Origin of the sequence: Vibrio sp. 2096 (genome assembly GCF_033339595.1) — a bacterium.
Lineage (GTDB): Bacteria > Pseudomonadota > Gammaproteobacteria > Enterobacterales > Vibrionaceae > Vibrio > Vibrio alginolyticus.
In genome coordinates this window covers 203,799-218,916 of the sequence record NZ_JAWOUX010000004.1, presented here as the reverse complement: position 1 = coordinate 218,916, position 15,118 = coordinate 203,799, and the positions used below count along the sequence as shown (strand labels likewise).

The 15,118-nt window shown below is 38.0% G+C and carries 13 protein-coding genes; 2 read left to right on the top strand and 11 right to left on the bottom strand.

The window, feature by feature from the left end; translation table 11 throughout:
- Positions 1-2: 2 nt before the first annotated feature.
- From manA to R7Q41_RS09715, 10 genes are all read right to left on the bottom strand, one after another.
- Entirely contained in the window at positions 3-1,211 is a 1,209-nt protein-coding gene (gene manA / locus R7Q41_RS09760; RefSeq protein WP_074191974.1) for a mannose-6-phosphate isomerase, class I, read from the bottom strand.
- A gap of 55 nt (positions 1,212-1,266) precedes the next feature.
- Complete coding sequence (locus tag R7Q41_RS09755) at positions 1,267-2,685, bottom strand: phosphomannomutase (protein WP_074191973.1); 1,419 nt, start codon at positions 2,683-2,685, stop codon at positions 1,267-1,269.
- A complete protein-coding gene (locus R7Q41_RS09750) occupies positions 2,678-3,427 on the bottom strand; it encodes a WecB/TagA/CpsF family glycosyltransferase (protein WP_258645145.1) in 750 nt (249 codons plus the stop codon). Before R7Q41_RS09750 ends, R7Q41_RS09755 begins: the two co-directional genes overlap by 8 nt.
- Entirely contained in the window at positions 3,428-4,831 is a 1,404-nt protein-coding gene (locus tag R7Q41_RS09745) for a mannose-1-phosphate guanylyltransferase/mannose-6-phosphate isomerase (RefSeq protein WP_222133151.1), read from the bottom strand.
- Positions 4,832-4,967: 136 nt separating this feature from the next.
- Positions 4,968-5,423, bottom strand: coding sequence for a GDP-mannose mannosyl hydrolase (locus R7Q41_RS09740; RefSeq protein ID WP_140098292.1), 456 nt, complete (start codon positions 5,421-5,423; stop codon positions 4,968-4,970).
- Positions 5,424-5,425: 2 nt separating this feature from the next.
- Entirely contained in the window at positions 5,426-6,385 is a 960-nt protein-coding gene (fcl, locus tag R7Q41_RS09735; RefSeq protein ID WP_140101898.1) for a GDP-L-fucose synthase, read from the bottom strand.
- A 12-nt stretch (positions 6,386-6,397) separates the two neighbouring features.
- Positions 6,398-7,504 (bottom strand): GDP-mannose 4,6-dehydratase, encoded by a 1,107-nt coding sequence (gmd, locus tag R7Q41_RS09730; protein ID WP_258645148.1) that lies wholly within the window; start codon positions 7,502-7,504, stop codon positions 6,398-6,400.
- Between the two features lie 17 nt (positions 7,505-7,521).
- Entirely contained in the window at positions 7,522-8,604 is a 1,083-nt protein-coding gene (locus R7Q41_RS09725; protein ID WP_187568390.1) for a hypothetical protein, read from the bottom strand.
- The gene (locus R7Q41_RS09720) at positions 8,570-9,904 is read right to left on the bottom strand and encodes a hypothetical protein (protein ID WP_258645153.1); all 1,335 of its coding nucleotides are present in this window, start codon (positions 9,902-9,904) and stop codon (positions 8,570-8,572) included. Before R7Q41_RS09720 ends, R7Q41_RS09725 begins: the two co-directional genes overlap by 35 nt.
- Positions 9,901-11,055 (bottom strand): O-antigen ligase family protein, encoded by a 1,155-nt coding sequence (locus R7Q41_RS09715; RefSeq protein WP_258645155.1) that lies wholly within the window; start codon positions 11,053-11,055, stop codon positions 9,901-9,903. The genes R7Q41_RS09720 and R7Q41_RS09715 overlap by 4 nt, the downstream gene beginning before the upstream one ends.
- 183 nt (positions 11,056-11,238) lie before the next feature.
- Here R7Q41_RS09715 and R7Q41_RS09710 point away from each other — a divergent pair, with 183 nt between their 5' ends.
- Positions 11,239-11,373: a hypothetical protein gene (locus tag R7Q41_RS09710; protein WP_318144479.1), complete on the top strand. Its 135-nt coding sequence runs from the start codon at positions 11,239-11,241 to the stop codon at positions 11,371-11,373.
- A 132-nt stretch (positions 11,374-11,505) separates the two neighbouring features.
- Here the strand turns inward: R7Q41_RS09710 and wecA are convergent, their stop codons facing one another.
- On the bottom strand, positions 11,506-12,594 hold the full coding sequence (gene wecA / locus R7Q41_RS09705) for a UDP-N-acetylglucosamine--undecaprenyl-phosphate N-acetylglucosaminephosphotransferase (RefSeq protein WP_258645158.1): 1,089 nt from the start codon (positions 12,592-12,594) through the stop codon (positions 11,506-11,508).
- Positions 12,595-13,740: 1,146 nt separating this feature from the next.
- On the opposite strand from wecA, the gene R7Q41_RS09700 reads away from it, so the two are divergent.
- Positions 13,741-15,057 carry an MBL fold metallo-hydrolase RNA specificity domain-containing protein gene (locus R7Q41_RS09700; RefSeq protein WP_258645160.1) on the top strand — a complete coding sequence of 439 codons (1,317 nt, stop codon included), beginning with the start codon at positions 13,741-13,743 and terminating at the stop codon, positions 15,055-15,057.
- Positions 15,058-15,118 lie beyond the last annotated feature (61 nt).

Below are 15,118 nucleotides of genomic sequence, written 5' to 3'. Positions count from 1 at the left end.
CATCAATTATAGACTCGAGCTATACGGCCAGTAGATGTCATTTTGTAATTTTTAGAATATGCCGGTATAAACGCCGACTCCCCTTTTTTTAGTCGTAGTAACTCTCCAGAGGAATGCATGATGTGAACCTCCGCATCAATAGCAAAAATAATTTCAGCACTCTTAACCTCAAATATATCATTCTCAGCTGACTCAATACATTCAAAGCAAAAGTCTGGAGTAGGCACATTATAAATATTTTTTTTCTCAACTTTCCTAGGCTTAAAAATTAGCTCTTCTTGAGATTTAGGCTCAAATAGTGTGCACTTAGAGAGCTCTTTCACATTCACATTTTTTGAAGTCAATCCAGCGCGAAGTACATTATCAGAGCTAGCCATAACCTCCAATCCTGTACCTTTTATATATGCATGAGGAGTTCTGGCTTCCAAAAACATTGCCTCTCCAGGCTTTAGTGTTATTACATTTAAAAAAAAAGGAGCAAAAAGACCAACATCATTAGGGTAGGATTCAGCAAGTTCCAAAATCAAAGAAAATAAATCATCTTCATTTTCTTGCTTTCTTTGTGTCGAAAATGTTAATAAAACATCTAGGGCTTTGTTTTTATCCTCACCGGATAGAGAGAGTAATTCAATAAAAAAATACTTAAGACCCTCAGTGTTTCTATTGTTTTTAAAAAACAAAATTAACTCTAAAAGCTTTGACTCCCTCATACCGTTCGATAATTCTAAGAATAAAGCTACTATTTCTTTTAAATCTCTGAAGCCATTCATCGCTTTATAAGGTGTCAACGCATAAACTAGCTCCGGCTTATGATTAGTATCCTTAAAGTTCCGATTAGGGTCTTCTAAATCAATACCGAGTTCGTTCTCTTTCAAAAAGCCTCTTACAGCCTCCTCTTTGCTGGGATGAACTTGAACTGAAAGTGCAGTATCTGCTGCCAACACTTTAAATAGGTAAGGTAAATCACCAAAATGCTCAACTGTATATTTAGATAAATAACCCACTTTATTTGTATTGATCAGATCAGATAACAACACAGTTTTATTATCCACCCAAGCTTTTGAGCACCCGTTAGGATGTACTCCCATCCACATTTCTGCTTGTGGCTCTTTGTTTATATTGCTGATTCCAAATAAATTATAAAATGATGTTTTACTACCCCAAGCATAATTATGAATCACGTTGTCTAGTTTAAATAAGAATTTTGCCATAATTAAAACCTAAAAAGCTTGACTTAACGTCAAGCTTTATTTTTGCCAAAAATCTCTACGCGAGATACTGTACTCTTTCTAAAACTTGGTCGACTATCATTTTCGCTTTTTGGATTGAATCAGCTTCAGCATAACATCTAAGTTCTGGAGCATTACCTGATGGGCGAAGATGACAAATGTCTGCCCCACTTAACGTCAGCCTTAAACCATCAGTCTGATCTATATGTTCAATAAATGAATTAAAACCGAGGTTTGATATGAGCTCCTCTGGGTTTTGCACTCCTTTTTCTAGAATTGCGCGGCTTTTTTCAACAGCGAAGCTTTGTATACGATCACTATGAGTAAAACGCTTTGGTAAGCCTCCAACAAGCTGAGAAATCGATGACCGCTTAGAGGCAGCAAGTAACATAAGAGCGGGCAAAACAGCGTCTCTTGTTGGTAATGCTTTAATTCTTCTTCCATTAACAAAGACATCAGAACCTAGCAAAAAGCCTCCATTTGCTTCAAATCCTGCAACCGTGGAATAACGTTTATTCAGTGAAGCGAATTCAGCAATAACGTAAGGAGAGCCAATCTTGGTCTTGACTATCTCTTTAAAGCCTCGATAAGAAGAAATAATTGTGTTACAGCTTACAGGTATAGCTAGTGCTTCAATGTTCATTTCTCTAGCACAAAGCAAACCTAAAATATCACCACGAAGCCAATCACCATTTTCATCAGCGACTAGAGGCCTATCCCCATCTCCATCTGTTGAGAAGATAAAGTCTAGAGAATATTCTTTAGACCAACATTGCGCTTTCAACTTATCTGACTCGGCAACGGCTTCTGTATCAATAGGTACAAAGTTATCACTCCTCTCTAAGGAAACAACAATAGCACCTAATCTTTCAAATAGAGGTCGATATAAGTCACGCCCAGCACTTGAATGCTCGTATACTCCGATTCTCTTCCCAGAAAGAAAATCATTTGGAAACAACCCTGTGTATCTTTCCACATATTGTTCTGATGCTTCTGGATCTACAACTAATTCAGGCAATGTCTTTGGCAAAGCAAAATGACACTCTTTGGTTAAGATGGATTGCTCATCTGCCTTTGTAATCTCGCCATCTGGGCGATAAAACTTAATCCCGTTTCTATCAAAAGGAATATGACTTCCTGTAACCATAATACTAGGAATCGTATTAGACATCGCAGAATAAGCAAGAGCAGGAGTTGGTATCACACCATAAAAACTAACTTGTAAATTCATGCTCTCCAAAGCAGCAGCAATTGCGCGAGCCATGGTCGAACTGCTTGGGCGATTATCTATAGCAATAGCTACTCGTTTAAACTGAAAGTTCGGTTTTAAACATTCGATAAAGGACACCGCAAACGCAGCACACACTTCCGGAGTAAAATCTTCAACGAGTCCTCTTGCCCCACTCGTACCAAACTGAACGCCAGACATTTCTATAACATGTTTCGAGCTAAGCACTATTTTTCCCCATCAACTTCGCACGGTAGAGGTCAAACAAAAAAATGGGAGCAGAGACAAAAGTCCTCTTCCATAAACGCTTGGGCTCCCCCAAAAGCCGAACAAACCACTCAAGGTGCATGTCCAACCAAATCTGCTTTGGTCTATTTACGCTGCCCGCATAAAAGTCGAACACTGCACCTATTCCTGAAACCATTTGACCTTGTATCTTGGCTGATATGTCATGAATTAATTTTTCTTGCTTCGGTGCGGTTAATCCAACAAATATCACATCTGAAGATGAACGGTTTATAGAGTCAATAAAGCTCTGTTTGTCTTCGTCAGAAAACTCTGGCTTGTACGGCGGAGAAAGCACCTCTACAGCCACATTAGGAAAATCAATTGCAGCTCGATTCTTTATTTTTTCTAGTACTTCATCAGTACTTCCTAAAAAGAATACTTTTCCCGATTTTGAATTCAACGAGGTCATAGTTTCAAAAAACAAGTCTGCTCCTGCAACCTTTCTTAGATTAACTCCATGCAGTTTTTTGGCAGCTAAGACTATACCGCTTCCATCAGGAATAATTACGTCAGAGCGTTTTAATGCTGTTCTGAAAATTTTATCTTTTTTTGCTTCTACATATGAGTGAGGGTTAATTGTATTAACTATAGATAATTTACTACCTGTAAGCGCTTCAGATACAATTGACTCTATACTTTTACTTGAAACGTTATAACCAAGAATATTTATATTTTCAGACATTTAATACCCCACTCCATATTCTTCTAAACGCACAATATCATCTTCTTCAAGATAACTACCCGATCGAACTTCAATTAAATGTAAATCGACCTTACCAGGATTCTCAATACGGTGGGCCGCACCTAAAGGGATATAAGTTGATTCGTTCTCAGTCAATAAATAACTTCTATCTCCATTTGTAACTTTGGCAGTTCCTTCAACTACAATCCAATGTTCTGCACGGTGATAATGCAGTTGTAATGCAGTTTCTTCTCCTGGCTTTACTCGCAAATGTTTAACGTGGTACCGGTTACCTTGAGCAATTTCATCGTGAGAACCCCACGGACGAAATACTTCACGATGCTGTAGTGCCTCACCTCTTTTCTGATTTTTGAGCGCATTAACAATGTTCTTAACATCTTGCACTTTATCTTTATCTGCAACCAAAACTGCATCTTTGGTCTCTATAACGACTAAATTGCTAACACCAACAGTCGAAACTAGTTTACTCTGCGAATAAATATAACTGCCATATGTTTGCTCCGTTAAGACATCACCTGTGGTGACATTACCTTGCTCGTCTTTTTCTGATACTTCCCATAACGCACTAAATGAACCGACATCACTCCATCCTGCATCCAGAGGAACGACAAGTGCACTATTCGTTGTTTCCATAACTGCATAGTCGATTGACTCATCGGGACAAGATAAAAAAGCATTTTCATCAAGCCGGATAAAGTCAAGATCATTCCGAGCACCTAAAAATGCTTTATCGCATGCTTCAAAAATATCAGGACGATGTGTCTTAAGCTCCTCTAGATATCGAGAAGCTTTAAACAAAAACATTCCACTATTCCAGTAATACTCACCACTCTCAAAATACCCTTGAGCTCGAGCTATATCTGGCTTTTCAACAAATTGTTCTACTTGATATACACCACTAAAAGGTTGACCTTTCTTGATATAGCCATAGCCTGTTTCAGGCTTATTCGGAACAATACCAAAGGTTAAGAGATATCCTTCATTAGCAGGGGGAACCGCTTGCTTTACTGAATCTATGAATGCGCAAGGATCATTTATTACATGATCTGCCGCCAAAACCAAAAGTAATGGGTCATGTCCATCTTGAATAGCTTTCATTGCAGCAAGAGCAATTGCTGGGGCGGTATTCCGCCCAGTGGGCTCCAAGATTATTCCATCACACTTTAGAGATTGTTGACGAATCTGTTCAGCAACAAGGAAGCGATGCTCCTCATTGCAAATTACGATTGGCTCTGAGTGTTCAATGCTTTTGAGACGCATCATCGTCTCTTGAAGCATTGTTAAATCACTGGCCAAGCTAATAAATTGTTTTGGGAACAAACTGCGTGAAAGTGGCCACAAACGACTACCTGTGCCACCAGCCATAATTACGGGAAGTATCATTTTTTACCTTTTGGGGTATTAGCCATGTGCCAATATTAGGCACTTTTCTGACGCGAAAAAGTTATAAAATAAGAAGTTTAGGAACGAGAGGAATTCAAATATAAGCTCGCCCCTCGCACCTTAAGAGCACTTAGGCTTAAGAATTATTGGAAAAATATGCCTTCGTATTGCAATGAACATCTTTAGAAGTCAAAAGCTCATTTACATCCCACCACTGATACCGACTGTGCTGTTCGAGCGGTAGGTCAGACAACTCTCCTTTCCAAATCAATTCGTAACCGAGAACAATGTAATGTGTAGAAAAAGGCTCCCCACTAAAGTTATCCTCATACAAATGCTCATATACACCAATAAAGTCTGCCTTGGATAATGCAAAAGCCTCGCCTAGCTCAGAACGAGTTAGGCGTTGAAATGCAACGTCAAGCTTTTCGTCTTTGAGAATACGGCCACCAGGTACGAACCAAAACCCTTTTGCTGGACGGTTTTTTCTACTTCCAAGTAGAACTTTCCCTTCGCTACTCTTAACAACTAAATCTATAGAAATAAGCGGAGTTGATGCAACCACCGTTTTAAATATGTTGATATCTAGCATCGTTATTTTCGAAAGTTATCTTGGTTAGCAAGAAACCATTGATATGTGCTTCTTAATCCATCTTTCAGCTCTATCGAGTAAGTCCACCCCAACTCTCTTAAACGAGAGACATTCATCAATTTGCGAGGAGCGCCATCAGGTTTACTTGTATCGAATATGATCGAACCTTGGTAGTCGACCACTTCTGCAACCGTTTCAACCAATTCTCTAATAGTACAATCAATGCCGGTACCTACATTAATATGACTAAGCATCGATTCAGTATTAGCCTTATATACCGTTTCATTCAGGTTCATCACAAATATGGAAGCAGCAGCCATATCATCGACATGTAAGAACTCCCGCATTGGCTTCCCGCTACCCCATGCAACAACTTCTTTATCTCCATTGATTTTGGCTTCGTGGAAACGTCGTAATAATGCTGGGATAACGTGAGAGTTCTCCGGGTGAAAATTATCGTTCTCACCATATAAATTCGTAGGCATCACACTGCGATAGTTTCGACCATACTGGCGGTTGTAACTTTCGCACATCTTGATACCAGCGATTTTTGCGATCGCATAAGGTTCATTAGTTGGCTCTAGCGTACCAGTCAACAGTGCATTTTCACTCATTGGCTGTTCCGCAAACTTGGGATAAATGCATGACGACCCCAAAAATAGCAGATCTTGAACACCCGCAAGATGAGCGCTATGAATAACATTATTCTGTATGGTCAGATTTTCATAAATAAAGTCAGCTGGGTACGTATTATTACCAACAATCCCACCTACTTTAGCTGCAGCAAGGTAAACTTGATCAATATCTTGTTCCTGAAAAAAGCGAATTACTTCTGACTGGTCAAGCAAGTCAAGTTCAGAGCGGTTTCGGGTAATAACGTTATAGCTATTAGACTTTTCTAGCAATCTGACAATTGCACTACCGACCATACCATTGTGGCCAGCAACGAATACATTAGTAATCACGCTTACACCCTAGTTTTCAAGAGAAAGTGAAACATCAAACCCATGCTCTTTTAACAGCACATGCTGTTTTGCTTTACTGATATCGGCTTGAACCATTTCGGCACACATTGATTCAACGGTAATTTCAGGAACCCATCCTAGTTTCTCTTTTGCTTTGGTCGGATCACCTAATAGGGTTTCAACTTCAGCAGGGCGGTAGAATCTAGGGTTAACACGAACGATAACATCACCAACAGTTACACCAGGTGCTTTGTCAGAATCCACTTGTATAACTGTCGCAATTTCATTTACCCCTTCGCCAGAAAACTCAATATCGATCCCTGCCTCTTTAGCTGACATACGAACGAACTCACGAACAGAAATTTGCTTGCCAGTGGCGATTACAAAGTCATCAGCAATGTCTTGTTGCAGCATCATCCATTGCATTCGAACATAGTCTTTTGCGTGCCCCCAATCTCTCAGCGCATCCATATTGCCAAGCTCTAGTACGCTCTCTAATCCTTGAGAGATATTTGCTATTGCACGGGTAATCTTACGAGTAACAAACGTTTCACCTCGGCGAGGAGATTCATGATTAAACAGAATTCCGTTACATGCATACATCCCATAAGACTCGCGATAGTTTACCGTAATCCAATAAGCGTACATTTTAGCGACTGCATAAGGAGAACGAGGATGGAATGGCGTAGTTTCTCGTTGAGGGATTTCTTGTACTTCACCATATAACTCAGATGTTGATGCTTGATAAAAGCGAGTTTTGTTTTCTAAACCATTAATACGAATAGCTTCTAATAAGCGGATGGTTCCCATCGCATCAACATCCGCAGCATATTCGGGAGACTCGAATGAAACTGCAACATGAGACATTGCTCCGAGATTATAAACTTCATCCGGTTGAATTTCTTTAACTAGGCGAATAAGGTTAGATGAATCAGTCAAATCACCATAATGAAGGTGAACATTTGAGTTTGAGTTACAAAGTTCATCAACACGCTCTGTGTTATATGAAGAAGCACGACGTATCAAACCGTGAACCTCATATCCTTTCTCTATCAGAAGTTCTGCTAAATAAGAGCCATCTTGGCCAGTAATACCTGTAATTAAAGCTATTTTCATTATACACTTCCAAAAAATCAATATTTATTCAATATTTTAATAAATTGAGATGAAACATCTTCATAATCAATTATGAAATTCCGGTTGCAATTGTCATTATCAATATAATAGAGAGATAAGTCTTCATCATATACTGGCTCAGTCAAAGACAAATACCTTGCAACATGTTTTGAGTTAGTAACAATATCCAGCCCACTCAATATGTAGTCATACAACTTATTGGGGAGAGTTGCGCCTCCAGAAATAGGTAACAAACCTACTTCACATTTTCTAAGGCTATTTACAACCGTATCTTGAGGGAGAAAACCCATGAAGTTTGCGTTAGGAATTTTCAACCTGTATTTATCAATCAACTCACCATCACCAATCAAAGAAATGTCTTTTTCATTACTTGAAAGGAAAGCATCACCTAAGACTGATAAATCAAACTGCTTGTTAAAATTTCCCACATAAACATATTTGGTGAAACGTAAGTCAGATGCTTCTATATTTCCACTTCGTTCTTGCCATCTAGTTAGATCTGCCCCCAAAGGGATATACGTAGACTTATCGTAGAAACAATTATTTCTCTTTAAAAATTTTGAAAAATCTTCGTTTACATAAATCACTTCATCCGCTCGTTTATATGAAAAGCAATTGATAACATCACAATACATACTAAATATACTTTTCTTTAATCCAACTCCGGGAAATGAGTCAGGCCAAACATCTCTGACATCAATAACCAAAGTTAAATTTTTTTTAATTAGTTTTAATAATGATACAGAAAAGGCTATTTCCGTTGGTATTGAAGAGACAACAACAATATCATCCTTTTTGGTTTTCATTAACAATTTCCAAAAAAGTATTATAGAGAACACTATATTAGTAACCATTCTCATAAGACCTGTATGGCTTTTATAACCAGGTATCCAAATGTCAACTTCATAATCTTTAGCCGGTTTTGAAATCTTACCTTTTGATGCGTGGTCAAAATTAGTAGTAAAATAATATCCAGAATTCCCTAAAAGAATTAATCTTTCGAATATTTTGACATGCCTCTTCGCTCTATTTGTCCTAGAATTTTCAGCCATATTTACGATGTGAACATTTTTCAACACAGTACCTTCCAATATCAGAATAAAAAACAAAAATGAAAAAAGAGTTTAATAAAAGTAAAAAACAATTAGCATAAGTATAGCTTTTTATTACAGATATAAAATCATTATCAATAGATAAAACAATAGAATAAATATAACAAACAGACCAAAGAAAATTAAAAAACAATGTAATGCCGGCTTTGTTTTCACTAACAAAAAATATGGAAATCATATTATTAACAACAACAGCAAAAACCCCAAAAATAAGCACATCGAAATAAGTCGAAACGTTACCAATAGTTTCCGAATAATATATATCAATGTAATCGTAACTTAGATAAAAAAGCAAATATAGAAGGCTTACTATAATAGTATTTAGAGTTATTCCTAAGAGTAACTGTCTAAGCTTCTTATGTGTTCCTTTCTCACCTAAACAAACAAGCCTTGGTAAAATTAAATTTGACGATAATCTTGGAACAAAAAGAACTATATTTACTAAAAACATAAGTGTCGAGAAAACTCCTGCTTCATAGATACCTATATAATCACCAATAATCATTAAAACTAACCAAGATGTAAAAGCGACTAGTCCATTATTAATTAATGTAGGAGCAAATGTTTTCGTAACATAAAACTTTCCATTTTTATTATCACTTCTCGATAGACTATATCTATCTCTAGCAATTTCTTTTGAGAAAAAAAAGTAAGATAGAAATAAAACCATTAAGTTTACAATCGAAAGTAGCGCTACAAAGAACCAACCTTTAACTTCCAAACTTGAATCAATGAAAAGTAAGGAGACAATTACAACAAGTAAAAAACCGCCTGCTAATGAAGTCAATTTAGAAACTAGTCGAACATGCCCAAAACCTAAAAGAGCGTTTAAATAATATTGAGATATTGCCCCAGACGTGCCAGACAATATAATAAAGAAAACATACTGGCTTGAGGTCTCACTATTTTTCAACAATGTGAAGTGGCTAATAAATCCAATTAAAGTAGAAATAAAAAGTGCCAGGAAAAACAACCTGCCCTTTATATTTAAAAAACCCCAAGCATCTTGAAAGCACTTATTAGTATTACTAGATATTTTTGAAGCACAAGTGTTTGCTGTAACACCAAAGGAAAAACCAAATGAAATTATCATGATATTAAAAGTCATGATAGATATCATCATATATGAGTAGTCATCCTTAGGTAACAAGTTAACCGAAATTATTGGAATAAATAATGGCCCCAACTTATAAATAACACTTGAAAAAACATAAACACAGAAGCTCTTTATAAATTCAAGTAATTCTGAAAATTGTTTAGCGCTCACTGACACACCTTCATTTTATACACTCTTAAAAAAGAATCAACATACCCCAAAATAGAAAAAAACAAAAAATATCGTGCATCTAGAATATCACCACTAAAAAGTTGGTTAATCATAAAAAAACACATAATTGCCTTTATCAAGGAAACTGAAAAAAATAAAGGAAGTATGAAGACAGACAAAAAAAGGACACCAAAAACAACCCCCATCTCGGTAAAAACTTCAAGAAAGAAATTATGAGGGTATTTCATTCCTTCAACTGAAACATAATCACCCCAATTACCTAAACCAACTCCTAGTGGGTTACTTTTTATTATTTCATATGAGTAAGTATACATGTCAAGTCGGCTACCAACACTACCATAATTAACCCCGGAAGTTACATCACCACCACTAACAAGAGTAAACAAAACACCCAAAATTCGAGCCAAAGAGTAGTATTCTGAATTTTGGCTCCAATTATACGCATCTTCTAAAAAAAATAATAACATCGACAAGAGGATAGCAGTTATGATGACTTCAAGATATCTTTTGTTTTTTACCATTATACAGAACACAACGACAAAAATAGCTAATATTGGTCCTTTTGAAAAGCTAATAATTATAGAAAACATAAACAATAAACAATATATTTTCCGTTTCATTCCTTCAAATACAAATAATGAAATTATCAACCCCATTCCCATTATCCGGCCAAATACAATAGGGCCAAAGAGAATAAATTTCACATTGCGATTAAACAAACCAAAGAATAGTTTATAAAGAATACATGTTATCATTATAATAAAAATAACTTCTGCTATAACTTTGAGCGCTTCTTCTAATCCATACTTTTCGTAACTAATGTAAAATAGAGAAAAGGAAAGTAATGTAGTAATGTATAAGTTAACTCCTTTTTCTATTCCATATTCCGATGAACTCAACATATTAGCAGCTAAAGGTATATATATTGGAATAAGAACTACCATCCCAACAATCAAAGCATTAATAAACTTTCCTTTATAGATGGAAGCAGCATATGTTATGGATAAAAATAAAAGGAACTGATTTATTGAGAAGCCATCAAGCAAAGGTAATCGCTGTTCAAAGAAAACACTACCTAAGATAAGGCAGCCTAAAGAAAAACAAATAGTAATAATATTTAAAATACCCATAATATACTCAAAAGGCTTGATTGCCGAATTCATGGTTAGAGTTAACTCAGCATAGGTGGCTCATATTTAAAACGATATATAGATTTTCGGGCATACCTAGCTTTGGAGCTTGGTCAAAACCTTAATCATCGCTTAACTCTCACAACTAATGCGTTTTAGTGGCGTAGAGCCAGCAATGATTTAATGAGTATTGCAATTAACTACACGATAGAGTTTATGCCAGATTTGGAGCTTGCCAATATGTCTTATACTTTCTGTCCGTCGCGCTCATCGTATAGCCTTGAGGCCCATTACATCAATGGCTGGATGCTACAGTAGCTCCATTTTCACCTCAGAGCTTGAACTAAGTTGGGAAAATTTTATCCATTTTAAGATGGCCAACTTTACTAACCACCCGCAGGTCCTTGACTTGACCTATTTTGATTCCCACCCAATAGGCTTATTTTTTATTTACTTATTTAAGCTAGAAGTACAACGCAGTCCTACAGCATGAAATAGCTTATTAAACCAAGACGAAATACGCCAAATATGGCTAATTGCCGAAAAATAGCACACAAACAAAATCAGGAACGCTACAAACATAATCGATTCACTAACACCAAAAAAGTCAGCCCATAAACCGATAGCGGCACAAATCGATGCCATCGAACAGATGAAAATTAACGTTGCACCAGGTGAAAGCCCAATACGTTGGCAAATATGGTGCAGATGCTCTCTGTCTGGTTGGAATGGTGACTGACCTTTGCGAACGCGGCGAATCATAATGGTTGCCATGTCCATCAATGGTAAGGCAATTAACCACAGAGCGGTGACTGGCTTGAAGGCTACAGCTCCTGGTTCTTGCGTGCCACGAATTAGCATCCAGACCACGGTAAAGCCGATGAACATACTGCCTGCATCACCCATGAAGATCTTAAAGCGACGACCTAGTGGGAAACCTAAGTTCAGGAAGATATAAGGAAGCATAGCAGTCACGATCAATAAACAGATCGTGGCTAAGTATTCGTTTCCGTTGTAGGCAAACACAATACCTAATGCTGTAAAGGTGACCGAGGCTAACCCGCCCAGCAAGCCGTCTATACCATCAACCATATTAAATGCGTTAATGGCGCCTATTACCGCAATTACGGTGATCACCGCGCCAGTAACTTCATTCAGGGCAATGGTTTCGCTTCCCATTAGATAACCTAAATCGTGTAAGCTGTGGCCCCCGATGTAAATCATCGCAAGGGATATTCCCGCTTGAATAATAAGGCGAATTTTGAAACTTACATCGTAATAGTCATCTAATGCGCCGAGCACGATGAGTACAGCCGAACAAGATAAGTAGAGTGATAGGTTGTCATTCATTGGTAAGAACAGAAGGAACCCCACCAGTATAGTAGAGAAAATGGAGATCCCTCCTACAAGTGGCACCACACCTTGGTGAAGCTTTCTTGCATTGGGTTTATCTACTAGACCTACGCGCTTAGCGATCTTGCGCATAACAAAAAGTAGAACGAACGACAAAATAAATACAAATAAATATGCATTATTCATGATAGCCAACTGTGTTATTAAATAAGTTTGAGGTAAATCTATAACGCATCCGACTGATTCCCTTTACGGATTCCATTGCATCACAGGTCCGATACTGCTGATTCTTTTTCGCTCATATCTGAATAAGCCGAACCTAAGAACAAGCAGGTGATTTTTTGGCGTGACAAAACCACATTAGACAACATGGGTTGTAACGCACAGCAAACGCTAATTTTTAATATTGAATATGTAAGTAACTGAATCACCCCGATACTCGCTCATGACAGTCACGGGTTCACAGCTTTTTATAGGCAGGCCAAATACAAAGCTTGTATATGCTAACTGACGGTTTGAGTCGATAGTTAACTACTTCTACACGCTTAGTGCTTGGTTTTGATAGGTATGAGAAATGGAGATTTAAATTGTAACCTATGCCTAACCAACATTCGCTCGCCACTTTGTTAGCTTTGAGCATCCCTCTGACAAAAGGGAATTACATAAATTTGTAATAGTTCTCGTTTTTTATAAATCAATCTTGCCAGAAATGCACTTAGGTGCTTATTATTATTGAAAATTCTTTAGTTTGACCTCTTTCTTTTATTAGGAAGGAGGCTTCAACGGTGATTTGGGCACGCTACCGCCCCTAGGTCTGGCTCCTAGAAGCAAGTTTTTGCACGTAATGTGAACGGTTGCATTTCCAAACAGGAGACGAATTGTATAGTAAACACGTTGCAACTAAAAGTAGAACGCGTAAAAATATTACAAAAAAATGTCTTTTTTCTGACACTTATGCCGCCATAAATGTGGCGTGTTTTATAAAATTATAATTATCAGACACCCATTTACGCAGCGAGCACTAAACCGCCAGTGACGCTGATTTCAAAAGCTTAAATGAAAATAGTTGCAATAATATGAATTGCATCACAAGCGGTTGCAATAAAACGTAGTCAAATTTATGACGAATATCTAAGTCTCTCTAAACTTTCAGTTTTGCCATTTTCTTTCTCCTATTTTGCTTGCCTACAATACGCTCACTTATTCACTATCTGCCTGCTTACCCTAACTACTGAGCGATTTACCAAATCACTGCCAAATAGTGAGGTTTGACTATGTGTAAAATAGATATTCACAAGCGTAAGCTAGCAAAGGTAAAAGCGTCGTTTTGTTATGAAAGTACTGCACCACGGTGGGAAAAATACGGTTACTGGCTCTTGCCACGAGCTCGTGTTACAAAATGGAAGTGTGCTGATCGACTGTGGTTTGCTACAAGGCCAAGACAATGCTCAGCAGCAGAGTTGGGGTATCGACTTTTCTATCGCTCATCTCAAAGCGGTAGTGCTGACCCATTCTCATATCGATCATATTGGTAGGCTGCCTTGGCTATTAGCAGCTGGCTATAAGGGCCCTATCTACTGTACGGAAGCCACCGCTGAGCTCGTGCCGCTTATGTTAGAAGATGGTTTAAAGCTCCAATTGGGTATGCGACGTCATCAAAGAGAGAAAGTGCTCGATTTTATTCGAGCACTTATTCGTCCTTGTCCTTACTCAGTGTGCGTAGAAATAGAAGAGAGTACTTCTCTTCGCTTTCAACCTGCTGGGCACATTTTAGGCTCAGCATATGTTGAATTTCATTTATCAAACCAAGAGGTTGTTGTTTTCTCTGGGGATTTGGGACCTCGCAACACACCTCTCCTACCGGATCCATTATCACCGGAAAAAGCTGACTACCTGTTTATCGAGTCGACTTACGGCAATAAAATTCACGAGGATGTAGAGTCTCGCAGCAGGCGATTACTTTCTATTATTGAGCACGCCCTTGGGGATGGTGGCGTAATTGTGATACCAGCTTTTAGTGTCGGGAGAACCCAAGAGTTACTCTTTGATATAGAGCAGCTTATACATGAGCACGCTTTGCAAGATTCACTGCCTATTATTCTCGACTCTCCTTTGGCTAAAAAGGTGACCAATACCTATCGCCAATTTAAAAAACTTTGGGGATCAGAAGCGAAAGAGCGACTCGATCATCATCGACACCCTCTCGCGTTTGACCAATGCATTACGATCGAAAGCCACGCAGACCATTTACAGCTCGTTAACCGTCTCGCAAGTACATCAGAAGCCGCTATCGTGGTTGCAGCCTCCGGAATGTGTGAAGGTGGCCGTGTCGTCAATTATTTGGAAGCTTTACTGCCTGATGAAAGAAATGATGTTCTATTTGCTGGCTATCAAGCGGAAGGGACTTTAGGTCGGCGTATCCAGGATGGAGAAGAAAGTGTATTGATTGAAGGTAAGCGCGTGAAAGTGAAAGCTCAAGTTCATACGATGTCAGGCTACTCTGCGCATGCCGATATGAACGACTTACTACAATTTGTAACTGCCATTCCTACTCCTCCTAAAGAGGTTCACCTTATACATGGTGAGGAAGATTCGAAAAAAGCGCTTTATCAAAAACTAATCAACCTCGGATATAACTGCGTAATATAGTGAATTAGATAATCATTTAATTTCGAGGCAACATAAGATATCGCAAACATAGTTTGTCGAA